The 23450-nt window shown below is 64.9% G+C and carries 23 protein-coding genes; 6 read left to right on the plus strand and 17 right to left on the minus strand.

Annotation, left to right across the window (positions count from 1 at the left end):
* Window positions 1-25 precede the first annotated feature (25 nt).
* From XI08_RS15190 to XI08_RS15250, 13 genes are all read right to left on the minus strand, one after another.
* Window positions 26-904: an SMP-30/gluconolactonase/LRE family protein gene (locus XI08_RS15190; RefSeq protein ID WP_271575016.1), complete on the minus strand. Its 879-nt coding sequence runs from the start codon at window positions 902-904 to the stop codon at window positions 26-28.
* Entirely contained in the window at window positions 904-1980 is a 1077-nt protein-coding gene (locus XI08_RS15195; protein ID WP_271574999.1) for an aldose epimerase family protein, read from the minus strand. Before XI08_RS15195 ends, XI08_RS15190 begins: the two co-directional genes overlap by 1 nt.
* Window positions 1981-1982: 2 nt before the next feature.
* Window positions 1983-2909, minus strand: coding sequence for a Gfo/Idh/MocA family protein (locus tag XI08_RS15200; RefSeq protein WP_271575000.1), 927 nt, complete (start codon window positions 2907-2909; stop codon window positions 1983-1985).
* 2 nt (window positions 2910-2911) lie between these two features.
* A complete protein-coding gene (locus XI08_RS15205; RefSeq protein ID WP_271575001.1) occupies window positions 2912-3682 on the minus strand; it encodes a FadR/GntR family transcriptional regulator in 771 nt (256 codons plus the stop codon).
* Window positions 3679-4659, minus strand: a complete 981-nt coding sequence (yjfF, locus tag XI08_RS15210) for a galactofuranose ABC transporter, permease protein YjfF (protein WP_027546292.1) — start codon at window positions 4657-4659, stop codon at window positions 3679-3681. Before yjfF ends, XI08_RS15205 begins: the two co-directional genes overlap by 4 nt.
* Window positions 4656-5648 carry an ABC transporter permease gene (locus XI08_RS15215; protein WP_271575002.1) on the minus strand — a complete coding sequence of 331 codons (993 nt, stop codon included), beginning with the start codon at window positions 5646-5648 and terminating at the stop codon, window positions 4656-4658. The genes yjfF and XI08_RS15215 overlap by 4 nt, the downstream gene beginning before the upstream one ends.
* On the minus strand, window positions 5645-7189 hold the full coding sequence (locus XI08_RS15220) for a sugar ABC transporter ATP-binding protein (protein WP_271575003.1): 1545 nt from the start codon (window positions 7187-7189) through the stop codon (window positions 5645-5647). The genes XI08_RS15215 and XI08_RS15220 overlap by 4 nt, the downstream gene beginning before the upstream one ends.
* A gap of 117 nt (window positions 7190-7306) precedes the next feature.
* Window positions 7307-8272 carry a galactofuranose ABC transporter, galactofuranose-binding protein YtfQ gene (ytfQ, locus tag XI08_RS15225; RefSeq protein ID WP_271575004.1) on the minus strand — a complete coding sequence of 322 codons (966 nt, stop codon included), beginning with the start codon at window positions 8270-8272 and terminating at the stop codon, window positions 7307-7309.
* Between the two features lie 558 nt (window positions 8273-8830).
* Window positions 8831-10003: a fumarylacetoacetate hydrolase family protein gene (locus XI08_RS15230; RefSeq protein WP_271575005.1), complete on the minus strand. Its 1173-nt coding sequence runs from the start codon at window positions 10001-10003 to the stop codon at window positions 8831-8833.
* Between the two features lie 132 nt (window positions 10004-10135).
* Window positions 10136-11113 carry a HEAT repeat domain-containing protein gene (locus XI08_RS15235; RefSeq protein ID WP_271575006.1) on the minus strand — a complete coding sequence of 326 codons (978 nt, stop codon included), beginning with the start codon at window positions 11111-11113 and terminating at the stop codon, window positions 10136-10138.
* A gap of 2 nt (window positions 11114-11115) precedes the next feature.
* The gene (locus tag XI08_RS15240; RefSeq protein WP_011085981.1) at window positions 11116-11349 is read right to left on the minus strand and encodes a 4Fe-4S dicluster domain-containing protein; all 234 of its coding nucleotides are present in this window, start codon (window positions 11347-11349) and stop codon (window positions 11116-11118) included.
* A gap of 31 nt (window positions 11350-11380) precedes the next feature.
* Complete coding sequence (locus tag XI08_RS15245; RefSeq protein ID WP_271575007.1) at window positions 11381-13123, minus strand: fumarate reductase/succinate dehydrogenase flavoprotein subunit; 1743 nt, start codon at window positions 13121-13123, stop codon at window positions 11381-11383.
* 101 nt (window positions 13124-13224) lie between these two features.
* The gene (locus tag XI08_RS15250; protein ID WP_271575008.1) at window positions 13225-13998 is read right to left on the minus strand and encodes a ferredoxin--NADP reductase; all 774 of its coding nucleotides are present in this window, start codon (window positions 13996-13998) and stop codon (window positions 13225-13227) included.
* Between the two features lie 213 nt (window positions 13999-14211).
* Here XI08_RS15250 and XI08_RS15255 point away from each other — a divergent pair, with 213 nt between their 5' ends.
* The 5 genes from XI08_RS15255 (at window position 14212) to XI08_RS15275 (ending at window position 18909) form a co-directional block, all read left to right on the plus strand.
* Complete coding sequence (locus XI08_RS15255) at window positions 14212-14508, plus strand: gamma-butyrobetaine hydroxylase-like domain-containing protein (RefSeq protein ID WP_271575017.1); 297 nt, start codon at window positions 14212-14214, stop codon at window positions 14506-14508.
* 242 nt (window positions 14509-14750) lie between these two features.
* Window positions 14751-15524: a Crp/Fnr family transcriptional regulator gene (locus tag XI08_RS15260; RefSeq protein ID WP_271575009.1), complete on the plus strand. Its 774-nt coding sequence runs from the start codon at window positions 14751-14753 to the stop codon at window positions 15522-15524.
* Window positions 15525-15704: 180 nt separating this feature from the next.
* On the plus strand, window positions 15705-17126 hold the full coding sequence (locus tag XI08_RS15265; RefSeq protein WP_271575010.1) for an ABC transporter substrate-binding protein: 1422 nt from the start codon (window positions 15705-15707) through the stop codon (window positions 17124-17126).
* Window positions 17123-18040, plus strand: coding sequence for an ABC transporter permease (locus XI08_RS15270; protein WP_442869821.1), 918 nt, complete (start codon window positions 17123-17125; stop codon window positions 18038-18040). The genes XI08_RS15265 and XI08_RS15270 overlap by 4 nt, the downstream gene beginning before the upstream one ends.
* A complete protein-coding gene (locus XI08_RS15275) occupies window positions 18037-18909 on the plus strand; it encodes an ABC transporter ATP-binding protein (protein WP_271575012.1) in 873 nt (290 codons plus the stop codon). Before XI08_RS15270 ends, XI08_RS15275 begins: the two co-directional genes overlap by 4 nt.
* Window positions 18910-19102: 193 nt before the next feature.
* Here XI08_RS15275 and XI08_RS15280 read toward each other — a convergent pair whose 3' ends face one another.
* The 3 genes from XI08_RS15280 to XI08_RS15290 form a co-directional block, all read right to left on the minus strand.
* Window positions 19103-20161, minus strand: coding sequence for a YeiH family protein (locus tag XI08_RS15280; protein ID WP_271575013.1), 1059 nt, complete (start codon window positions 20159-20161; stop codon window positions 19103-19105).
* A 111-nt stretch (window positions 20162-20272) separates the two neighbouring features.
* The gene (locus XI08_RS15285) at window positions 20273-20491 is read right to left on the minus strand and encodes a hypothetical protein (RefSeq protein WP_027546306.1); all 219 of its coding nucleotides are present in this window, start codon (window positions 20489-20491) and stop codon (window positions 20273-20275) included.
* A 143-nt stretch (window positions 20492-20634) separates the two neighbouring features.
* Window positions 20635-20766 carry a hypothetical protein gene (locus tag XI08_RS15290; protein ID WP_256374881.1) on the minus strand — a complete coding sequence of 44 codons (132 nt, stop codon included), beginning with the start codon at window positions 20764-20766 and terminating at the stop codon, window positions 20635-20637.
* Window positions 20767-20815: 49 nt separating this feature from the next.
* On the opposite strand from XI08_RS15290, the gene XI08_RS15295 reads away from it, so the two are divergent.
* Window positions 20816-22726, plus strand: a complete 1911-nt coding sequence (locus XI08_RS15295; RefSeq protein WP_271575014.1) for a flavin-containing monooxygenase — start codon at window positions 20816-20818, stop codon at window positions 22724-22726.
* Window positions 22727-22861: 135 nt separating this feature from the next.
* Here XI08_RS15295 and XI08_RS15300 read toward each other — a convergent pair.
* Window positions 22862-23450, minus strand: a 589-nt coding sequence (locus tag XI08_RS15300; protein ID WP_442869822.1) for an alanine dehydrogenase, incomplete at its 5' end; no start/stop codon positions are given.

Consider the following 23450-nt stretch of genomic DNA (forward strand, 5'->3'; position numbering starts at 1 on the left):
CGTCGGTCGAGTGCGTGGGGTCCTCCTATGCAAGCTTGACGTCGGGCTCCGCGCGACCATGCGCGGAGGCCTTCAGCAGAAAGGTGCAGCCGGCTTGCGGATCGGCGGCGCGCGCCGCCGCATCCATATCCTGCCAGGCCGAGGTGACGAGGAGATGCGACAGGTCGGGGCCGACGAAGGCCGGGCAACTCGCCTGCTTGGCCGGCACGCTCAGTGAGCGCAGCCGCTCGCCCTGCGGGCTGTAGACGTCGATACGGCTCGCGCCCCAGCAGGCATTCCAGATCTGCCCGTCGGCGTCGCACACCGAGCCGTCGAGGCCGCCGATGCCGGTGTGGCGCAGCAGCACCTCCGGCTCGCCGCGCGGCAGGCCGGTGGCGGGATTGAGCGGCACCGCATAGAGCACCGCGCGCGCGGTGTCGGTGAAGTAGCCGGTGGCGCCGTCAGGCGAGAAGCAGATCGAATTGGGAATGCTGATGCCCGGAAACAGCGTCGAGATCTTGCCGCGGTGAAGCGCGTAGATCGCGCCCGCCCCCCGCTCAGCCTTCTTGCCCATGGTGCCGATCCAGAACGTACCGGACTGGTGCACGCGGCAATCATTGGAGCGCGTGGTGGGATTGTCCGCTTCGAGCGGACAGAACAGCGTCATCGCGCCGTCGGCGAGACTGCGGATGTAGAGGCCATCCTCCGCGACGACCAACTGCCGCTCGGCATCGATGCGTCCGAGCGCGCTCGCCATCCGGCCGAGCGCGTGGACGCGGATCGCGGCACTGCCGAGATGCGCTTCGAACAGGCGTCCTTCGCGGATGTCGAACCACCAGGCGGTATCGGTGGTCAGATCATAGGTCGGCCCTTCGCCGAGATGACACTGCTCGGCGGAGAGAACGGTGGTCGGCACTTCTTCCATCATGACGCCCTCGCGGCAAAGCGATAGACGGTGTGATGCCGGTAGATTCCGCCGGGATCGAGACGCGGGCTCGGAAAATCCGGCCGGTTCGGCGCATCAGGCCAGATATGCGGCTCCAGGCACATGGCGTCCGATTGCCGGATCAGCTTGCCGCCCTTGCCCGAGATCGTGCCGTCGAGATAGTTGCCGGAATAGACCTGGATGCCGGGCTGATTGGTGAACAGCTCCATGATGCGTCCCGAACGCGGGGCTTCCAGCCGTGCCGCGAGCGCGAGCTTGCCGTCGCGGCCGAGGCAGTAGGTGTGGTCGTAGCCCCTGCCGTTCTGCAATTGCCGATCGTTTTCACGGATGCGCTCGCCCACGGTATGCGGGCTGCGGAAGTCGAACGGCGTGCCGGCCACCGCGCGCGGCGGCTCCGGCAACGGAATGGCGGTGGGATCGATCGCGAGGAAATGCTCGGCGGCGACCGTCAGCTTATGGTCGAGAATCGGCGTGCCTGATGTCGCGCCTTCCAGATTGAAGAAGCTGTGGTTGGTCAAATTGACGATGGTCGGACGGTCCGTCCGCGCCTCCATCATCAGCGACAGCTCGGCCGGGCCGGTGATACGATAGGTCAGGCGCACATCGAGGCGGCCCGGATAGTTCTCCTCGCCGTGGGGGCTCGTATAGGTGAGCGTCACCGCGGGCTCGGCGCCCTCGTCGATCCCGGCGATCTCCCAGAGCTTGCGGTCGAAGCCGTCGAGGCCGCCATGCAGCGCATTCGGGCCATTGTTGACGGGGAGTTGCACCGTCTCGCCATCGAGCGAGAACCATCCCTTGGCGATACGGTTGGCATAGCGGCCGACGGTGGCGCCCAGGAATTTACGTTCGGCGAGATAGCCGGCGAAGGCGTCATGGCCGAGCACGACATCGTCGTAGCCGCCTTTGGCGTCCGGCGCTATCAGCGCCTGGATCACCGCGCCATGGGTGATGATGCGGGCCTCAAAGCCGCCCTCCCCGCGCAGCACGATGCGCTCGACATTGCGGCCGTCCGGCAGCGTTCCGAAAATGTCTTTTGTGATTTTCGAGCCAGCCATGTTCAGTCCACAAAGGGTTCGACGATCGTGCGCCTGCCGAGCAGGAAGGCGTCGGCGACGAGACGCAGCGGCGCCAGATCGACATCGCTTGCGCCGGTTGCCGCAAGCGCGACAAAGCGCCGGTACAGCTCGCAATATTCCTGATCGGGCGCCTCGGCAATGGCCTTGCCGTCGACAGCCATCCGACGCCCGCCGCCGGACAAGGTCATCTGGCCCTGGTCGGTTTCCACGACGATATCCCAGCTCTGCGGCCCGGTCTGGCGGAAATCGAATTCGGCGGTGATGGGCAGGCCGTTGATGTCAGTCAGGTTCAGGTTCGCGGCAATCGGCGCCTGGCAGTTGGCGGGGAAGGCAAGGTCCGCCGCGGTGACGAACACCGGCTTCGGCAGGATGCGGGTCAGGATCGACAGCGCATTGATGCCTGGATCGAACACGCCGAGCCCGCCCGGCTCCCAGATCCAGGCCTGGCCGGGATGCCAGACGCGGACGTCTTCCTTCCAGTTGATGTGCACGGACTTGATCCGGCGCGTCGCCAGCCATTCGCGGGCCGGCTCGACCGCCGGCGCATGGCGCGAATGCCAGGTCGCAAACAGCGTGCACTTGGCATCGGCCGCCATGGCAATCAGCGGATCCAGCTCGGCAACGCCGGTGCCCGGCGGCTTCTCCAGCATGACGTGCTTGCCGGCGGCGAGCGCTGCGGCGGCCTGGGCGCGCCGCACCTGCGGCGGCGTGCAGAGCGAGACCGCGTCGATCGCCGGGCCCTTCTCCAGCAGCTCCTCGATGGTCGCAAAATGCGGCAGCTCCGGCAGCGAGGTATTGCGGCTGGCAACGGCCGCGAGCGTCGCGCCCGGTACCGCTGCGATCGCGCCGACATGCTGGTCGCGCGCGATCTTGCCGAAGCCGACGATGGCGATGCGAAGGTCGGTCACGCTTATTCTCCAGTATCCGCTGATGGCAGCGCATCGGTCGGGGCGGTCTCGATCACCGTATCCTCGTGGCGGTGCATGCCGTTGTGAATGACATAGATCATGGCCTCCGATGCCGCCTCGGCATCGCCGGCCTCGATCGCGTCGACGATCTTCTGATGCCAGAGCAGCACGGTGTCGCGGTCCTCCGGCTCGACCGGCGCGCTGAGCAGAAAGGAGGCGCGAAGAGCGGCCTCGATGACATGCCCGATCGAGCGCATGAACAGATTGCCGGAGGCCCGCGCCACGGCAACGTGGAGCGCGAGGTCGGCATCGGCGAAGCCCACCGAGTCGGAGGCTTCACGGCGCATGCGCTCCATGCTGCGCCGGAGCTCGACGAGGTCCTCCTCGGACCGCTGCTTCGCTGCGAGCTCGGCCGCGCGCGGCTCGACCGCCAGACGGATCTCGGCGAGGTCGTTGAGGAAACGCTTGTCGATGCCGGCGTCGAGATGCCAGGCCAGCACGTCGGCGTCGAACATGTTCCAGGCCGCGCGCTCGCGCACGACGGTGCCGACCCGCGCCTTGGTGGTGAGCAGGCCCTTGGCCACCAGCGTCTTCACGCTCTCCCGCAGCACCGGCCGCGACACACCGAACATCGCGATCATCTCGGCATCACCCGGCAGGCGTGTCCCCTCCGCGTAGCGGCCGGCGATGATGTCGACGCCGATCGAGCGGGCCACTTCCGCATGGTTGGAGTGAGCCCGGCGCGTCGGGATGACGACGATGCGCGAGGTCATGTGGCAGCTCCCGCGCGTTTGGCCACGGGCCGGCGCGCAAGCGCGACCAGCCCCTGCTGCAAGGCAATGAAGGCGAACAGCAATACGCCGGTCGCAATCTTGGTCCACCAGCTCGACAGCGTGCCGTCGAAATTGATGTAGGTCTGGATCAGGCCCTGGATCAGCACACCGAGGAAGGTGCCGATCACCGAGCCCTGCCCTCCCGTGAGCAGCGTGCCGCCGATCACGACGGCCGCGATGGTGTCGAGCTCGACGCCGACGGCGGAGAGCGAGTAGCCGGCACTGGTGTAGAACGAGAACACGATGCCGGCGATTCCTGCGAGCAGGCTCGACAGCATGTAGATCTTCACCGTCATCTTGCCCACCGCAACACCCATCAGGCTCGCGGTCGTCCGGCTGCCGCCGAGCGCATAGACATTGGCACCGAACCGGGTGAGATGCAGCAGCAAGGCGCCGCCGATCACGATCACGAGCATGATGATCGCGATCGCCGTCAGCCGCCCGCCGCCAGGCATCCGCAGCGCGAAGTCCGACACGGTGGAATAGACCGGCGCGGTGATCGGAACCGATTCCGTCGAGAGCAGGAAGCTCGCGCCGCGGGCCAGGAACATCCCGGCCAGCGTCACGATGAACGGCGGCAGGTCGAAGACATGGATGACCGCGCCCATCGCCGCGCCGAACGCCGCCGAGAGCGCGAGGATGGCGACGAAGGCGACCAGCGGCGGCACGCCCCAGCGCTCGATCGCCAGCGCGACGAAGACGGTGGTGAAGCCGATCACCGAGCCGACCGACAGGTCGATGCCGCCGGAGATGATGACGAAGGTCATCCCGGTCGCGACGATGCCGAGGAAGGCGTTGTCGGTGAGGAGATTGCCGACCACGCGGGTGGAGGCGATGTTGGGGAATTGCATGGCGCAGAGCGCGAAGCCCGCGACGAGCACGATGGCCGTGATCAGGACGGGCGGCAGGCCTTTCATGCTTTCGTCCTCCGCAGCCGCGCAGCGATACCGGCAAGCCCCGAGAATTTCGGAGATTGCAGCAGCAGAACAGCGAGCACAACCACCGCCTTGACCAGCAGGTTGAATTCCGGCGGATAGCCTGACAGCAGGATTCCGGTGTTCATGGTCTGGATGATCAGCGCCCCCAGCACCGCGAGCACAAGACTGAAGCGGCCGCCGAACAGTGACGTGCCGCCGATCACCACGGCCAGGATGGCGTCGAGCTCGAGCCAGAGGCCGGCATTGTTGGCATCCGCGCCCATGATGTCGGCCGCGGCGATCACGCCGGCCAGTGCGGCGCAGACGCCGCACCAGACATAGACCGAAAGGATCATCGCCCGCGTGCCGACGCCGGCAAGCTCGCTCGCCCGCGCATTGCCGCCGGTCGCCTCGATCAGGAGCCCGAGCGCGGAGCCGCGCACCACCGCGCAGGTGAGGATCAGCATGCCCAAGGCGATCGCAACCGGAACCGGCAGGCCGAGGATGGCGCCGTTGCCGAGCCAGACCAGGTCGGGCGAGGAAAACGTCACGATACGCCCTTCGGTGATGAGCTGGGCGATGCCCCGCCCCGCCACCATCAGGATCAACGTCGCCACGATCGGCTGCATGCCGAGCACGGCGACGAGAAATCCGTTCCACAAGCCGCAGACGAGGCCGGCGCCAAGCGCGGCCGCCAGCACGACCGGAAGCCCGTGGCTGTCAGCGAGGCTGGCCGCAATTGCGCCCGAGATCGCCATGATTGCGCCGACCGAGAGGTCGATGCCGCGCGTCGCGATCACCAGGACCATGCCGAGCGAGAGCAGCGCCACCGGCGTGCCGCGGTTGAGCACGTCGATCAGGCTGCCGAACAGACGACCGTCCTGGAGGCGCAGGTCGAAGAATTGCGGCGACACCACGCGGTCGACCGCGAGGATGACGATCAATGCGAGGATCTGGGCAAGGCCGCGGCGCGGCAGCAGCGCTGTCATGCCCGCCCCTCATGCGCGATGGCGGCGCCGTCGGCCGCGATGGCCGCGAGAATGTTGCCGACATCGATCGCCACGCCTGCGAGCTCCTCGATATGGGCGCGGTCGCGCAGCACCACGACCCGATCCGAATAGGTGACGATCTCATCCAGCTCCGAGGAGATCACGAGCAGCGAGAGCCCATCGTCACAGAGCTCGCGGATCAGACGGATGATCTCGGCATGCGCGCCGACGTCGATGCCGCGGGTCGGCTCGTCCAGCACGAGGAGCCGCGGCGAGGTCGCGAGCCAGCGCGCCAGCAGCACCTTTTGCTGGTTGCCGCCGGAGAGCAGGCCCACGGGGCGTTCCGGATCGGGCGGACGGATGTCCAGCATCTTGACGTAGCGGCGCGCGATCTCGTCCTGCTCGCGGCGCGACAGCGGGCGAAGCAGCCCGCGCTTGGCCTGGAGCGCCAGCACGATGTTCTCGCGCACGCTGAGCTCGGCGACGATGCCGTCGGTCTTGCGCTCCTCCGGGCAATAGCCAAAGCCGTGGCGCACGCCGTCGCGCGGCGAGTGCAGCCGCACGGGCGCGCCTTCCACCTTCGCCTGCCCGCGATCGGCGCGCTCGGCGCCGAACACCAGCCGCGCCGTCTCGGTGCGGCCCGAGCCGAGCAGGCCGGCGAGGCCGACGACCTCGCCATGACGCAGCTCGAGATTGAACGGCGCGACATAGCCGGATTTGCCGTAATTCTCGAAGCTCGCGCAGATCTCGCGCGCCTGATGCTCGCGCGTCGCCGCCCGCGCACTGGTGGTCTCCGCAAGCTCGCGGCCGAGCATCATGCGGATCAATTCGATCCGCGGCAGCGACGCAGTCTCGCGCTCGCCGACCAGGCGGCCGTTGCGCAGCACGGTGATGCGGTCGGAGATCTCGTAGACCTGGTCGAGGAAGTGGCTGACGAAGACGATGCCGATGCCGCGCCCCGCGAGCTGGCGCATGATGCCGAAGAGGATCTCGACCTCATGACGGTCGAGGCTCGCGGTCGGCTCGTCCAGGATCAGCACGCGCGCGGACAGATCGACGGCGCGCGCGATCGCGGTGACGTGCTGCACGGCGACGGAATAGCTGCCGAGCGGCGCTGATACGTCGATGTCGAGACCGAAATCGGCGAGCAGCGTATTGGCGCGGCGGCGCATCTCGCCGTCGCGCACGATGCCGAAGCGCATCGGCTGGCGGTCGAGAAACAGGTTCTGCGCCACCGAGAGGTTCGGCAGCAGATTGACCTCCTGGTAGACGGTGGCGATGCCGGCCTGAAGCGCGGCCTTGGCCGAGCGCGGTGCGACCTCCTCGCCGCCGAGCCGGACGATGCCGGCATCGCGCGGGAATACGCCGGTGACGACCTTGATCAGCGTGGACTTGCCGGCGCCGTTCTCCCCGAGCAGCGCATGGATCTCGCCGGCGCGAAGCGTGAAGTCGACCTCCTGCAACGCACGCACAGCACCGAAGCTCTTGCTGATCCCGCGCACCTCCAGAAGGGGCGAGGCAGGATCGGGGCTGTTCTCCATAGCAACGTCACTCCCACCGGCGCCCGCTGATGACGCGGACACCCAGCCTATTCGTTCGCGCAGCGGTTTCGAAGGGGGGCGCCGGACCACGGGGAGCGGCCCGGCGCGGCACCCGCCTCAATAACCGAGGCCCTTCTTGCTGTCGTAGATCTTCTGCGGATCGTCGGCTGCTGTATAGAGCTTGGACTCGGTCTGGATCCACTTCGGCGGAACGGTACCCTTGTCCTTGAAGGCCGCGATGGCATCGAGTGCGGGGCCCGCCATGTTCGGCGTCAGCTCGACCGTGGCATTGGCTTCGCCGGCGGCCATGGCCTTGAAGATATCGGGGACCGCGTCGATCGAGACGGTGAGGATCTCCTTGCCGGGCTTGAGGCCGGCTTCCTTCATCGCCTGGATCGCACCGACCATCATGTCGTCATTATGCGCATAGACCGCGCAGATCGACTTGCCGCCGCCTTCAGCCTTGATGAAGCTCTCCATCACCTCCTTGCCCTTGGCGCGGGTGAAGTCACCGGTCTGGCTGCGCACCACCTTCAGGTTCGCATGCTTGGCGATGGCGGTGTCAAAGCCCTTCTTGCGATTGGCGGCGACGCTGGCACCGACCGTACCCTGCAATTCGACGATGCTGCAGGCCTTGTTGCCGACGGTCTTGGCCAGCCAGTCGCCGGCGACCTCGCCTTCGTGCACGCTGTCTGACGTCACGGCGGTGAGATAGAGCTCCTTGCCGGAGGGATCGATGTCGCGGTCGAGCAGCACGACCGGGATCTTGGCCTCCTTGGCTTCCTTCAGCACCGAGTCCCAGCCGGTCGAGACGACGGGCGCGAGGAAGATCGCATCGACGTTCTGCGCGATGAAGGAGCGGATCGCCTTGATCTGGTTCTCCTGCTTCTGCTGCGCGTCAGCGATCTTGAGATTGACCTTGCGCTTGGTGGCCTCCTGCTTGGAGACCGAGGTCTCTGCCGCGCGCCAGCCGGATTCCGATCCGATCTGCGAGAAGCCGATGGTGAGCTCGGCGGCCTTCGCCGGCAGCGCGAGCAACAACGCGGCGGTAGCGGTGGCCGCAAAGAGGGCTTTAGGGGTCATCAGGCGTGTCTCCCAAGAGTGATCTTGTGTTTATCTCGGGCGCCAGTTGGTAGCATGGCACCCGCAAACCGCCCTTTGCGGGCGGCGGAGGGGACTATTCCACAGAAGATCGGTTCCGACTAGTCATATTATTTGACTATTTGGAGCAAACCACACCTTGGCGGGATGGGGTGGCTCTATGACACGCCCAGCGCGATTTTGTTCTAGCGATGCAACGAGGGGATGAAGGAAATGATGCGGGGGTGTTGCGACAGCGACGGTGCGCTCCCTCTCCCCGTTCTTACCGGGAGAGGGTTGGGGTGAGGGCCTTTATCCACGATCACGGAGAAAGACGGACTCGCAACCTCTCCTCCTCGTCATTGCGAGCGCAGCGAAGCAATCCAGAGTCCCTCCGCGGACCGATTCTGGATTGCTTCGCTACGCTCGCAATGACGATGTGGATAAAGCCTTGCGTTTGTCGACCAAATCGACTCGTGGAGAGTCCCCCTCACCCGGAATCCGCGCTTCGCGCGAATTCCGGCGTCTCCCCGCAAGCGGGGAGAGGCGAAGAGCAGCGAGCTAGATCAGCTTCCGCTGCGCGAGGTTCTTCATCAGCGCACTGAAGCCGAAGGTCCAGGGCTCGCACTCGTCGCTTGTGCGCATGCGGTTGACAAGCTTGCCGAGCTGGGGCGCGGCGATCGTGACGATGTCGTCGCGCTTGTGGGTGAACCCCTGCCCCGGCGCATCGCGATCCTTGACCGGCGCGAACATGGTGCCGAGGAACAGCACGAAGCCGTCGGGGTATTGATGGACCTTGCCGATGGTCTGTTCGACGAGGTCGGTCGGATCGCGGCTGATCTTGCTGATCGAGGAATGGCCGTCGAGGACGAAACCGTCCGTCCCCTTCACGTTCAGGCTGATGTCGAGCTTGCGCGCGTCGTCGAGCGAAAAGCTCTCGTCGAACAAGCGCAGCAGCGGGCCGATCGCGCAGGACGCATTGTTGTCCTTGGCCTTCGACAGCAGCAGCGCCGAACGCCCCTCGAAGTCGCGCAAATTGACATCGTTGCCGAGCGAACCGCCAACGATCTTGCCGCGGCTCGAAACGAACAGCACGAGCTCCGGCTCGGGGTTGTTCCAGGTCGACTTCGGATGCAGGCCCGCGTCCATGCCGGTGCCGACCGAGGACAGGGTCGGAGCCTTGGTGAAGACCTCGGCATCGGGGCCAATGCCGACCTCGAGATACTGGCTCCAGGCGTTCTGGTCGATCAGCACCTGCTTCAGATGCATCGCCTGGTCCGAGCCCGGCTTGAGCTTTGACAGATCGTCACCGATCAGCCGCGTCACCTCTTTCCGGATCGCTTCGGCCGAGGCCGGATTGCCCTTGGCCCGCTCCTCGATCACGCGTTCCAGCATCGAGATGGCGAAGGTGACGCCGGCCGCCTTCAGGGTCTGGAGATCGACCGGCGCGAGCAGCCACGGCTTTTTCGGGTCGCGCCCATCGGGGGCCGTATTGGCCACGATGGCGTCGAGATCGCCGATGCGTTCGCCCTTGGTCGCGGCAAGCGCCTTGGCGGGATTGTCCTCCTCGCAGAGCGCGCTGATGGTCGGAAACCTCGCGGTGACGTCGAAGACGCCATCGCTGCGCACGGCGACAACGGCGGGGCCATTGACCTGCGGCAGCCAGACGCGGCCGACGAGCGTTCCCCGCGTGCCATCCTCGGGGAGAAGGTCTTTGACAGTCAATGTCGTCATGGCCGGCGTCCTCGCTGTTTCTCGGACCGGCCACGTTCACGGCAGCCGATCCCATTGGCGAAGACCAATAAACGTCTGGCAGGGGAAGTCCAGACCGGCAGCGAAGGGCCGCTATGTCCCTGCCCCGCGCCTCTATGCGCCTGCCCGCGCCTTGCGGGCCGCGATCTGCTGAAGCGCCCAACGCGCGTTCTTGCGCACATCAGGGTCGGCATCGTCGGCGATGACGGCCAGGAACGCCTCGCCGTCGGGATGGGCGATCTCGCCGAGCGCGGCGGCCGCCTCCTTCCGCAAATTGGCCTGGTCGTGATTGATGCAATTGCCGATCGGGCGCACCGCACGATCGATCTTCATCCTGCCGAGGCTGCGGATCGTCTTCAGCCGCACCTGCCAGAATTCGTCGGCAAGGCAGGCGATGAGTTGGTCGGCCGCGAGCGAACCGTTGACGTTGAGGCCCAGCGTCTCCGCCGCCATCTCGCGCACCATCCAGTCCGCATCCTTCAGCGCGCGCGTGATCGTCTCCGCCGCGGGCTTCAACTGCGAGAACGCCAGCGCGCTGACTGAGGCGCGCCGCACATGGGCGTCGGGATCGTTGATCAGCGCGGTCAGCGCGGGGATGGATTCCTCCAGCTTGAGAAATCCGATCACGCCGATCGCCTGCACGCGCACGGCGGCATCCGAATCCTGGAGCGCTTCCAGCGCCGGCTTCAGCGTGTCCTTGCAGCGCAGCTCCTTCAGCGCGCGCAGCGCGCCCATGCGGACGAAGGCGTGGGCATGCTTGACCAGCGGCAGGATGATGTCGGCACAGGCCGGATCCTTGAACTCGGCCATGCTGTCGGCGGCGGCCGATGCGACGATTCTCTCAGGATCGACCAGCAGCTTGACGAGCGCGCTCGCCGCTTCCGGCCCGTCGAACTCGCCGAGCGCCATCGCCACCTGCTGGCGCACGCCGGCATCGGGATCTGCGACCATGTTGGCGAGATGGCCGACGGCGGCGGGATCGCCGGAATGGCCGAGCGCGATGATGGCGACACGGCGCTCGGCGGGATCGGCGGCCTGAAGCCGCTCGTCGGCGTCTTCGAGGTCGTCGTAGGACTCGAACGGGCTCGACATGATCACCTCAACAGATAGGGAATGTTGACGGTGACGGCGCCGGTCGGGCAATCGGCCTCGCAGGGCATGCAGTACCAGCACTCGTCATAGGCCATGTAGGCCTTGTTGGTCATCTCGCTGATGCGCAGCACGTCGAGCGGGCAGACGTCGACGCAGACGGTGCAGCCCTTGTCCGCAATGCACTTGGCGTCGTCGACGACCACCGGAACCGATGTCTGATAGGAAGCGAGAGGCATTGGATGTCTCCTGTTGCTATGTTCTGGTGGATCAGGCGGAGGCGCGGATGCGCTGCTTGTCGTAGAGGTCCTTCTCGTCGTCGGCGATCGGCACGACGTACGGTTCGACGGCGCGCTTCTCGCTGGTCATCTTGCCGTCCCGCTTGCTCAGCAGCGTGTGGCAGAACCAGTTCTCGTTGTCCTTCTCCGGGAAATCCGTGCGCCAGTGGTAGAGGCCCCAGCGGCTCTCCTCGCGGTAGAGCGAGGCATGCACCGCCATGTCGGCGCAGTCCATGATCGACTGCACTTCGAGGGCGCGCAGCAGCTCGTGCGCGTTGCGGGCGATCATGCGCTCCTGCATGTCCTCCCGCGCCTCGGCGAGGCGGCGCATGCCGAGCTCGTATTTGCGCGTGACCTTCGGCGGCTGGAGATAGTCGTTGACGAGACGACGGGTCTTGTACTCGACTTGGTTCGGCGGAATGCCGTCCTCGCGCTTAGTCGGCGCCATCACGCGGTCGCGCTCCAGCGCGACATCGGCAGCGTCGAATTCCGCAAAGTCGTGGCTGTCGGCGAACTCCATCGCGTCGATGCCGGCGACCGAGCCGTTGGTGAAGGCGCCGAGCATGTAATTATGCGGCACGCTCGCCATGTCGCCAGCGGCGTAGAGGCCGGGCACGGTGGTGCGGGCATTGTCGTCGACGAACACGCCGGAGGCGCTGTGGCCGGAGCAGAAACCGATCTCGGAGATGTGCATCTCGATTGATTCGCTGCGGTAGTCGACGCCGCGCCCCTGCTGGAACAGGCCGCGCGTGGGACGCTCGACCTTGTGCAGCGTGGATTCGATCTCCGAGATGGTGTCGGGGTGAAGATGCTTGAGCTGGAGGAACACCGGACCCTTGCCGGACAGAAGCTCGTTGTAGAACTCCAGCATCATCTGGCCGGACCAGTAGTCGCATTCGATGAAGCGCGATCCCTCGTTATTGGCGGTGAAGGCGCCGAAGGGACCGGCGACGTAGGCGCAGGCCGGGCCGTTATAGTCCTTGATCAGCGGATTGATCTGGTAGCATTCGAGGTTCGCGAGCGCCGCGCCGGCGTGATAGGCCATGGAGTAGCCGTCGCCGGAATTGGCGGCATTCTCGTAGGTGCCGAACATGTAGCCGGAGGTCGGCAGGCCGAGGCGGCCGGCGGCGCCCATGCACAGGATCACCGCCTTGGCCTTGATCACCAGCATTTCGGCGGTGCGGGTATTGACGCTGATCGCACCGGCAATACGGCCGTCAGACGATTTGAGCAGCCGCGTCGCCATGTAACGGTTGGAGATCAGGATGCGGGCGCGGCGGAGCTGACGGTACAGCGCCTTCTTCACGGTCTCGCCGTTCGGCATCGGCAGCACATAGGTGCCGATGTGATGCACCTTCTTGACGGCGTAGTCGCCGTTCTCGTTCTTCAGGAAGCGGATGCCGAAACTGTCGAGCTCTTCGATGATCTTGTAGCAGTTCTGGGCGTACTTATAGACCGCCTTCTGGTCGACGATGCCGTCATTGGCGATGGTGATTTCCTTGGTGTACTGCTCGGGCGTCGCGTAACCGGGGATGACGGCGTTGTTGAGCCCGTCCATGCCCATCGAGATCGCGCCGGAGCGCTTGACGTTGGCCTTCTCGAGCAAGACGACATTGGCCTTCGGGTTCTTCAGCTTCGCCTTCAGCGCCGCCATCGGGCCGGCCGTGCCGCCGCCGATGACCAGCACATCGCAGGAAACCTCCGAAAGTCCGTCGACGATCTCATCTAGTGCCATCGCTTGCTCCTGGTTCGCCGATAGCCGGCGGCTTTGCATCAGATTTGTTCAGGGGGCTGTCCGGCGATAGCAATTAGTTGTCGCCGGGATGCGATTTGGCCTCAGCGCTCGACAAAAGCCTTTTCGATCACGAAATGGCCGGGCTGGCTGTGATTGCCCTCGACAAAGCCGCGCGCCGAAAACATCGGAGGGAGTTCCTCCAGCATCGCCGGGCTGCCGCACAGCATGATGCGGTCGGTCTCGATATCGAGGCCGGATAGCCCGATATCGTCGAACAGCTGGTTCGAGGCGAGCAGATCGGTGATGCGGCCGCGGTTCCGGAACGGCTCGCGGGTCACGGTCGGGTAGTAGACCAGCTTGTCGCGGATCAAGGGACCGAAGAATTCGTGGTTGCGCAGGCCTTCGACGAGGTGCTCGCCATAGGCGAGCTCGGAGACCTGACGGCAGCCATGGGCGAGCACGATGGTCTCGTAATTCTCGTAGACATCGGGATCCTTGATCAGGCTGGCGAACGGCGCGAGTCCCGTGCCGGTCGAGAGCAGCAAGAGGCGCTTGCCGGGAATAAGGTTGCCGGTGATCAGCGTGCCCGTGGCCTTGCGGCCGACCAGGATGATATCGCCTTCCCTGATCTTCTGGAGGCGCGAGGTCAGCGGCCCGTCCTGCACCTTGATCGAGAAGAACTCGAGCGCCTCCTCGTGATTGGCGCTGGCCATGCTGTAGGCCCGCATCAACGGCTTGCCTTCGACCTCGAGCCCGATCATCGCGAACTGGCCATTCTGGAAGCGGAAGCCGGGATCGCGCGTCGCGGTGAAGCTGAACAGGCTGTCGGTCCAGTGCCTGACCGACAGAACCGTTTCCTTCTGAAATGCGCTCATGGTCTCTCCTTGGCCATCGATGGCACAAGGTTTCGGAGAGAGCAGAGTCCGGCAATTCGTAAGTGAAATTCCCGGTCGATTAGTTTCACATTTCGCGGGCGGTGACTGAAGAGGAGGCAGCGAAGGTCAGGCGGGCGCGCTCGCGCTGGCAATTAGTTGCTATCGCAGCGGCGTCACGACGACGTAGAGAGGATCCGGAGGTTCGTCATGACCATGACTGTGGTGGCACCGACCGTAGCCAACTATGAGGCCAGCGCCGATCTTGCCGCGCTCCTCGTCCGCACCACGCAGGACGACGCGTTGAGCCTGCCGGCCGAGCAGCTTCGCCTCTCCTGCAAATGCGCCCACTGCATCCGCGCCCGCTTCGACGGCCGCTTCCCTGACGCGTTTCCGGGCATCGCCATCATCGATATCGGCGATCTCGGCTACGGGCTGAACATCTCGTTTTCGGATGGACATAACCGGGGGATTTACCCGAAGCCGTATTTGTTGAGTTTGGCGGGACGCTGACCCAACATTCGATGTCGTCCTGGTGAAAGCCAGGACGACGCTGGAGAGACGCTTCAGCCAAGCAACGGCCACCGCTGTCATTCCCCGCGAAGGCGGGGAATCCAGTACCCCGCGGCCTCTCGATAACCCATTGACGTCTCTGGAATACTGGATCGCCCGGTCAAGCCGGGCGATGACAGTGGAGTAAATCTGGCACGGACATTGCTCCTCTTTAGAACGACTTGAACGTTCCGGAGGCAGAGATGTTGCAGGCGGCCAATGTGGTTCGCGGGGCTGTTCCCCCAGCAGTCCGGCCTGCCGGAAGCTCCTCGCTGCTGCTCACCGAGAACCAGCAATGGATCGGCGGGCCGCCGCCGCTGATGGACAAGCTCTCACCGCGCGAGCGGGAGCTGGTGCTGAAGCAGGGCCGGCGAAAAGTGCTCAACCGCGGCCAGACGCTGTTCAGCCAGGGCGGCAAGCATGACGGCATCTGGCTGATCGAGAGCGGCCGCATTCGCGTGTTCTACACGTCCCCGCTCGGGCGCGAGATCACGCTGGCCTATTGGCATGTCGGCAATTTCGTCGGCGGGCCGGAAGTATTCGAAGGCACCGTGCATCAATGGTCCGGCGTCGCATCCAGCAATTGCAGCGTGGTGCACCTGCCCGGAAAGGAACTGCGGTCCCTTGCCTTGGAGATCCCGAACCTCGCGATCGGCCTGATCGAAGGCCTCACCTTCAAGGGCAAATGCTATTCGGCGCTGGCGCAGATGCTGGGAACGCGTTCCATCACGCAGCGCCTTGCGCATCTCCTGCTGCATCTCGTCGAGCTCTACGGCGTCGCGGACGCCGACGGCACCGTGATTGCGGCGGCCTTCACTCATGCCGACATCGCCCACATGGTCGGCGCGACCCGGCAATGGGTCACGATCAGCCTCAAGCGCATGCAGGAGAAGGGAATCGTCGTGACCAAACGCTCGCAGATCGTGGTGTGCCGCACCGACGTCCTGGAAGAGATGCGCGGCCAGGCGTCCGATTAAGGGAGCCCGCGCCAGGGCCGCTGCACAGGCAAGCGGCTTTATAGTGCAGGACTGCCCAAGGAGTATGCAATCAGCTTTTCCCGGCAACTAATCGACTGCGGCGGTCATTCCGGATTTGCCCTGCCCGTGCCCTCACCCAATCATGGCAACCACAGCACATCCAACCGAATGAGGATGAGAATGGTCCGCCATCTTCCCACACTCTCGATCGCGATGTCGGTGACGTCGCTGGCGCTGATCCTCGCGCAGCCGGCTTCGGCGGAAACCGTAACGCTCGGCATCGGAACGCAGGACACCACGACCAACACGGTGACCGCCGGCGTCGTCATCCGCCAGCTTCATCTCCTCGAAAAATACCTACCGAAGGACGGCAAATACGCCAACATCAAGTTCGAACTGGAGTGGCAGAACTTCACCTCCGGCCCGCCCGTCACCAATGCGATGATGGCGAACAAGCTTCAGATCGGCATGATGGGCGACTATCCGCTGATCGTGAACGGCTTCACCTTCGAGAGCAATCCGGAGAGCAAGAGCCGCCTGGTCGGTGTTGCCGCCTACAGCCTGTCCGGCTCCGGCAACGGCCTCGTCGTCCACAAGGACTCGCCCTACTACGACCTTGCCGATCTCAAGGGCAAGCTGGTCAGCGTGCCGTTCGGCTCCGCCGCGCACGGCATGGTGCTCAAGGCGATGCAGGACCGCGGCTACGCGTCGGACTTCTTCCAGCTCGTCAGCCAGAGCCCCGAGGTCGGCTCGACCAATCTCCAGGAGAAGAAGATCGACGCGCATGCCGACTTCGTCCCCTTTGCCGAGCTCTTGCCGTTCCGCGGCTTCGCGCGAAAGATCTTCGACGGCGTCGAGACCAATCTGCCGACCTTCCACGGCATCGTGGTCCGCACCGACTTCGCCGAGAAATACCCTGAAGTCGTCGTCGCCTACTTCAAGGCGCTGATCGCCGCCAACCAGTGGCTGCGCGACGATCCCAAGCTCGCGGCCGAGAAGGTCCAGGAATGGACCGGCATCAACAAGGAGGTCGTCTACATCTTCTTGGGCCCCAGCGGCAACATGACCACTGACCCCACGGTCAAGCCGGCACTGATCGATGCCGCGACGACCGACGTCAAGGTGCTCCAGAATCTCGGCCGCATGAAGGAGTTCGATCCGAAGAAGTGGGTCGACGACAGCTACATCCGCAAGGCCTATGCCGAGATGAAGCTCGACTATGACGCGCAGCTTGGAAGCACGAAGAATTACGAGATTTCCGGCGAGGACGCTTTCTGCAAGAAGACGATCACCGATCCGCGCAAGGCCGGTGAGATCTGGGTGGATGAGGCCGGCATCCTGCCGTTCGCGTCCGCCGCCTGCACGTTAGGCGCCTATGCCGACTTCAAGGCCAAGGGCAAGAAGATCAACGTCGCCTATGTCTTCGACACCAGCCGCGGCATCAAGCTGTTCGCCGACCAGGCCTTCTTCGCGGTCGGCAATGACGAGGTCGCGCCGTTCCTGCTGAAGAAGGATGCCGAAGCCCATGCCGCCAAGACCAGCGGAAAGGTGCTCGGCTTCGACGACGCGGTGAAGGCGGCGGTGAGCGGAGGCAAGACGTGAGCAGTCCCGCCCTCCTCAGACATTCCGAGGACAGCATGCCGGCAACAGCAATCGCAGAGGCGGGCCCGGCGCCCGCCGCTCCGTCCAAGACACCGCCCAAGACACCGCCCTCCTTCGGCACGCTCGCGCTGCGCTGGTACCGGCTGAACCAGGGCCGGCTGCGCGCCACCGCGATCGGCATCGCCTCGCTGATCGCGTTCCTGCTGGTCTGGCACCTGCTCACGACCTACCGGGTCGTGTTCTTCGTGCGCTTCACCAACGTGCCCTCGCCGCTCGCGGTCTATGCCAGCTTCACCAAGGCGATCCACGATCCGAAATTCCTGATGCACATCCTCTTGAGCTGCCGGCGCATCTTCATCGGCTTCTCGCTAGCGGCCATCGTCGGCGTGCCGCTCGGCCTGATCATGGGCCGCTTCAAGCTGGTGCACGAAATCATCTTCCCCGTCGCGGAGGTGCTGCGGCCGATCCCGGCGATCGCCTGGGTGCCGATGGCGATCATGCTGTGGCCGACCAACGAGCAGAGCATCGTCTTCATCACCTTCCTCGGCTCGTTCTTCCCGATCCTGGTCAACACGCTGCACGGCATGTCGCTGGTCGATCCGGTGCTGGTGCGCGCCGCGCAGTGTCTCGGCGCGCGCGAACGCTCGATCTTCCGCGAGGTGTATTTTCCGGCCTCGCTGCCGCATATCTTCACCGGCCTCACCGTCGGCATGGGCGTCGCCTGGGTGTCGCTGATTGCCGCCGAGATGATCTCGGGCCAGTACGGCATCGGCTATTTCACCTGGGAGGCCTATTCGCTGGTCCAGTATGCGGACATCGCGCTCGGCATGATCGCGATCGGCGTGCTTGGCCTTGGATCGAGCCTGTTGATCCGCGGCGCAGGACAATTGGTGATGCCGTGGAGGTCGACATGAGCGAGATGCTCGCGAACCCGTCGAAGGGCCATATCGAGGTCAGGAATTTTTCCCTCAGCTATGACAGCATCGAGGGACCGGTCCAGGCCGTCACCGACACGCAGATCCATGTGAAGCCCGGCGAGTTCGTCTCGATCGTCGGTCCCTCCGGCTGCGGAAAGTCCACGCTGCTCAACGCGGTCGCGGGATTCCTCAAGCCCACCACCGGCATCGTCACCGTCGACGGCGAACGCGTCAACGGTCCCAGCGCCGAACGCGGCATGGTGTTCCAGCAATATTCGCTGTTTCCCTGGAAGACGGTGCGGGAGAATGTCGAGTTCGGCCTGAAGATGCGCGGCATGCCGCGCTCCCAGCGCGAGCGCGCCGCGCGCACGCTGCTCGGGCTTGCCGGGTTAGAGGCCTTCGAGAAGCATTATCCGGAAAAGCTCTCCGGCGGCATGAAGCAGCGCGTCGGCATCGTCCGCGCGCTCGCGACGGGGCCGAAGGTGCTGCTGCTGGACGAGCCGTTCGGCGCTCTCGACGCGCAGACCCGCGTCATCATGCAGCAGATCCTCACCAACATGTGGCAGCGGCTGAAGATCTCGGTGCTGTTCGTCACCCACGACATCGACGAGGCCATCTTCCTGTCCGACCGCGTCTACTGCATGACCGCGCGCCCCGGCTCGATCAAGGCGGAGATTCCGATCCCGCTGGAGCGGCCGCGGCAGCAAGCGATGATGATGTCGTCGGAATTTCTGGCGCTGCGGCGCGGGCTGATGTCGCTGATCCGCGAGGAGAGCCTGAAGGCGATGGGCGGCGAGATCACCGACATGGGCATGCAGGGGCTGAACATCGAGCTGCACGGGCATTCGCTGGCGGATGTGATTTAGGCGCAGCTAGCGCTCTCCCTTCCCTTCTCCCCTTGCGGGAGAAGGTGGCGCGAAGCGCCGGATGAGGGGTATGTCTCCGAGCGTTCACTGCAACAGATTCACGCGCGGATAGAACCCCTCACCCGGCTTCGCTTCGCGAATCCACCCTCTCCCGCAAGGGGAGAGGGTGCAGCACGCTTGCGGCCAGATTGTTCTACTTGAACCAGTGCACCAATGCGATGCTGATGCCGAGCAGCAGCATCAGCGACAGCGTCACCGCGGCTGTCACCCTGCCGCCAACATTGGCGAGCACGCGGACGTCGACGCCGAGGCCAAGTGCGGCCATCGAGACGACCGTGAGGAAGCTGGTGATCTTGGTCACCGGTCCGACCACCGTGCTAGGGACGATCTCCAGCGAGCGCAGCGTCGCCAGCGCGAGGAAGCCGAGGATGAACCACGGGACCAGGCGGAAGAAGCCGACATTGGTCTTCTTGGCGTCGCTCTGCCAGCGCGAGGCAACGAGGGACAGGCCGACGACGACGGGGCCGAGCATCAGCACGCGCATCAATTTCACCAGCGTGCCGATCTGCGTCGAGACGAGGCCGGCCGGCACCGTTGCCGCGAGCACCTGCGGCACCGCATAGACGGTGAGGCCGGCGAGGATGCCGTATTGCGTTGCGGAGAGTTGCAGCAGCGGAATCAACAGCGGCAGGCCCAGCACCATCATGACGCCGAGGATCGCCGTGAAGGAGATCGAGGATGCGATCTCGTCGTTGTTGGCGCCGATGATCGGCGCCACGGCCGCGATCGCCGAATTGCCGCAGATCGAGTTGCCGCAGGCGATCAGGATCGACAGCCGCGTCGACAGGCCAAGCAGCCGGCTGAGACCGAAGGAGACGCAGAGCGCGATCACGACGACCGCGGCGATCGATGCGAGCAGCGCGATGCCCGAGGCAGCGATGGCCGCGAAGCTGATCGAGGCTCCCAGCAGCATCACCGCGACTTCAAGCAGCTGTTTTGCGCTGAAGGCGATGCCGGCCTGCCAGCGTGGCGCGGGCTTCCAGAAGCTGCGCAGGGCCATGCCGAGCAGGATCGCCATTACCAGCGCCTCGACATAGGGATGCTCGAACACGCCCAGTTCCGCCCGCTCGAGCAGAGCCGAGACGCCGGCAACGGCGATGCAGAGGAGGATGCCCGGAATCAGCGCCGCAATGCGGCTCATGGCGGTGGCCGGCTTGGCATCGACCGGGCTGGATGCTTGATTCTGCGACACAAATCTCTCCCAGAGGAGAAAGATTTATACGCAGCACGATCCAATTGGGAAATAAGTTTTCGACATATCAGGGCCGAGGGAAGTTCTGTCCTCGACCCGGAATAAACCGGCTCAGAAGATCAGGTTCTTGGCCAGCGAGGCGACACGGCTGAAGCCGTCATAGATGCCCGGCTCGAAGAAGGCCGCGCGCGCAAGCACGATGCCCGCGACCAGCGACCAGAACAGCGTGGTTCCGGCCCGCAACAGCAGCTTCGAGGCGCGCGACTTCGGCTGGGTGTCGGTTGCGGACACCAGCTGCTCGCCGAAGGGTTCAAATCCAGTGCGTTCCATAGCTTGCGCCAATCCATCAAATTCTGAACGGAATGTCGTCGTTTCGGCCCCAAACGGCAATGGAAGCGATTGGCGTTTTTGCGCCTCGACGGGGAAACTCCTTCCGTCGGACGCCCCCGGGACAACAGTTTTCTTCTTCCTGCCTATTTGGACACCGGCGCCCACCGGATTGCGGCATTGGCCCTCACCTCGTCGATTCCGGCGGCATAGAACGTCTGGCCCTTGCCGACGACCGTGGCGTGGTTCGCCAGTCCCGTGCAGAATGCGCGTCCCATTCGGCGATCTCCGCCCGTCCCAAGCTGTATCCGGAGATCAGGAAACACCATGAACATCGCATCTCCCCACCAGCCGCTCGATATCGCCTCCGCGATCGCCGAAGGCGACATCCGCTGCCTCCTGATGGTGCTGGTGCACATGACGGGCGATGCGCGCTGGCTCGAGCCGCCGTACCTGCCCAAGCGCGACATCCGCCTCATTCCCGATCCCGAAGCCGGCGTGCCGAAGGAGATCCAGGACGAAATTCGCGCGGCGGTGGTCGATCTCTTCGCCAATGGCTCGTCGCAGCCGGTTATCACCGACCCCGGCGAAGAGCTGCTCCTGAAGATGATGCGCGCCTGCCTCGGCGAGCATGTCGCGCCGGAATATGCGCCCCTGATGCGCGAGGAGATGGGCTTTGTGCCGCGCGAGACGCGGTGGACGGTGCGTCCCTCCGACGACAAGCTCGCGGAACAGCACGTTCTGATCGTCGGCGCCGGCGTCTGCGCCATCGCGCTCGGCGTGGCGCTCGGCCATCTCGGCATCCCCTACACCATCGTCGAGAAGAATGACGAGCTCGGTGGCACCTGGTGGATCAACCGCTATCCCGGCTGCGGCGTCGATACGCCGAACCACTCCTATTCGTATTCGTTCGGCCCGCGCAACGCATGGACGCGCTATTTCTGCCCGCGCGAGGAGCTGCTCGGCTATCTCCTGAAGGTCGCCGATGAATACGGCATCCGCAAGCATCTGCGCGTCAACACCGAGCTGACCTCGTCGCGCTGGGACGAAGGCAAGAAGCGCTGGATCTCGACGCTGAAGACTGGGAACGGCGAAGAGACGTTCGAATCCACCGCGCTGGTCTCGGCCATCGGCCAGCTCAACGATCCCTCCCGCGCGCACTTCAGGGGCGAAGAGGACTTCAAGGGCACGATCCTGCATTCGGCGCTATGGTCGGGCGATATCGATCTCGACGGCAAGCATGTCGCCGTGATCGGCACCGGCGCGACGTCGATGCAGCTGGTGCCGGCGATTGCCGGCCGCGTCGCCTCGGTCACCGTCTATCAGCGCAGCGCGCAATGGGCGCGGCCCGTGAAGGGCTATTCCGACCCGATCAGCGAGGGCGCGCGCTGGCTGCTCGCGCATCTGCCGTTCTATGTGCAGTGGTATCGCTTCAACATGTTCTGGCGCTACGGCGACGGCCTCCTGCCGTTCCTGCGCAAGGACCCGGCCTGGCCGCATCCGGAGCGCGCCGTCAACAAGGGCAACGACCGGCACCGGCAGGAGCTGACCGACTTCATCCTCACCGAGCTGAAGGACCGGCCGGACTTGATCGAAAAATGCGTGCCGACCTATCCGCCTTACGGCAAGCGCATCCTGCTCGACAACAACTGGTTCAGGACCTTGAGGCGGGACAACGTCGAGCTCGTCACCGACGCAATCGACCGTTTCGACCAGAGCGGCATCGTCACCGCAGACGGCAAGCACCGCTCCGCCGACATCATCGTCGTTGCGACCGGCTTCAAGGTCACGGAGATGGCGGCGCGCCTCAACATCAGCGGCCGCAACGGCAGGAATTTGCGCGAAGCCTGGGGCAACGACAACCCGACCGCGTTCCTCGGCCTCACCGTGCCTGATTTCCCTAACTTCTTCTGCATGCTCGGCCCGAACTCGGGCCCGGCGCATGGCGGCAGCGTCATCTTCCAGTCGGAGTGCCAGAGCCGCTACATCTCGGCGTGTCTCGCCGACATGATCGAGCACGACGTCGCCGCCATCGACGTCCGCCAGGACGTGCATGACGACTACATCCGGAAGGTGGACGCCGAGCACGAGGGCATGATCTGGACCCATCCGGGCATGACGACCTACTATCGCAACTCGAGCGGCCGCGTGTTTTCCGCGATGCCCTGGCGGTTCGTGGATTACTGGCGCATGACGCATGACCCGGATCTGGGGCAGTACAGGCTGACGAAGGCGTAGAGTTGATGGCGCCGCGATGACGCTGCACCCTCTCCCCACATCGTCATTGCGAGCGCAGCGAAGCAATCCAGAATCTTTCCGCGGAGATACTCTGGATTGCTTCGCTACGCTCGCAATGACGGAACTGGCGACCGGTCAGGCCGCCAGCCCGCTTTCCACCGGCGCGAATTCCAGCCCGAGGCTTTCCGCCACCGCCTTGTTGGTGATGCGGCCACGGTGGACATTGAGGCCGTTGCGCAGGTGCGGATTTTCCAGCACCGCCGCAAAACCCTTGTTCGCGAGCATCAGGCCGAACGGCAGCGTCGCGTTGTTCAGCGCCTGGCTCGACGTGACAGGCACCGCGCCCGGCATATTGGCGACGCAATAGTGCACGATGCCGTCGACCTCGTAGGTCGGGTCCGTGTGCGTGGTCGCATGCGAGGTCTCGAAGCAGCCGCCCTGATCGATGGCAACGTCGACCAGCACCGCGCCCGGCCGCATCGATTTGAGCATCGCGCGCGTGACGAGTTTTGGCGCGCTGGCGCCCGGCACCAGCACCGCACCGATCACGACGTCGGCGGCAAACACCTCCTCCTCGACCGCCTCGATGGTTGAAAAGCGGGTGCGCACCCGTCCGAGAAAGACATCATCAAGCTCGCGCAGCCGGGGTATGGAGCGATCGATCACCGTGACCTCCGCGCCAAGGCCCGCGGCCATGCGCGCGGCCTGCGTTCCTACCACGCCG

It is taken from the genome of Bradyrhizobium sp. CCBAU 11361, assembly GCF_028128935.1.
Taxonomy (GTDB): domain Bacteria; phylum Pseudomonadota; class Alphaproteobacteria; order Rhizobiales; family Xanthobacteraceae; genus Bradyrhizobium; species Bradyrhizobium niftali.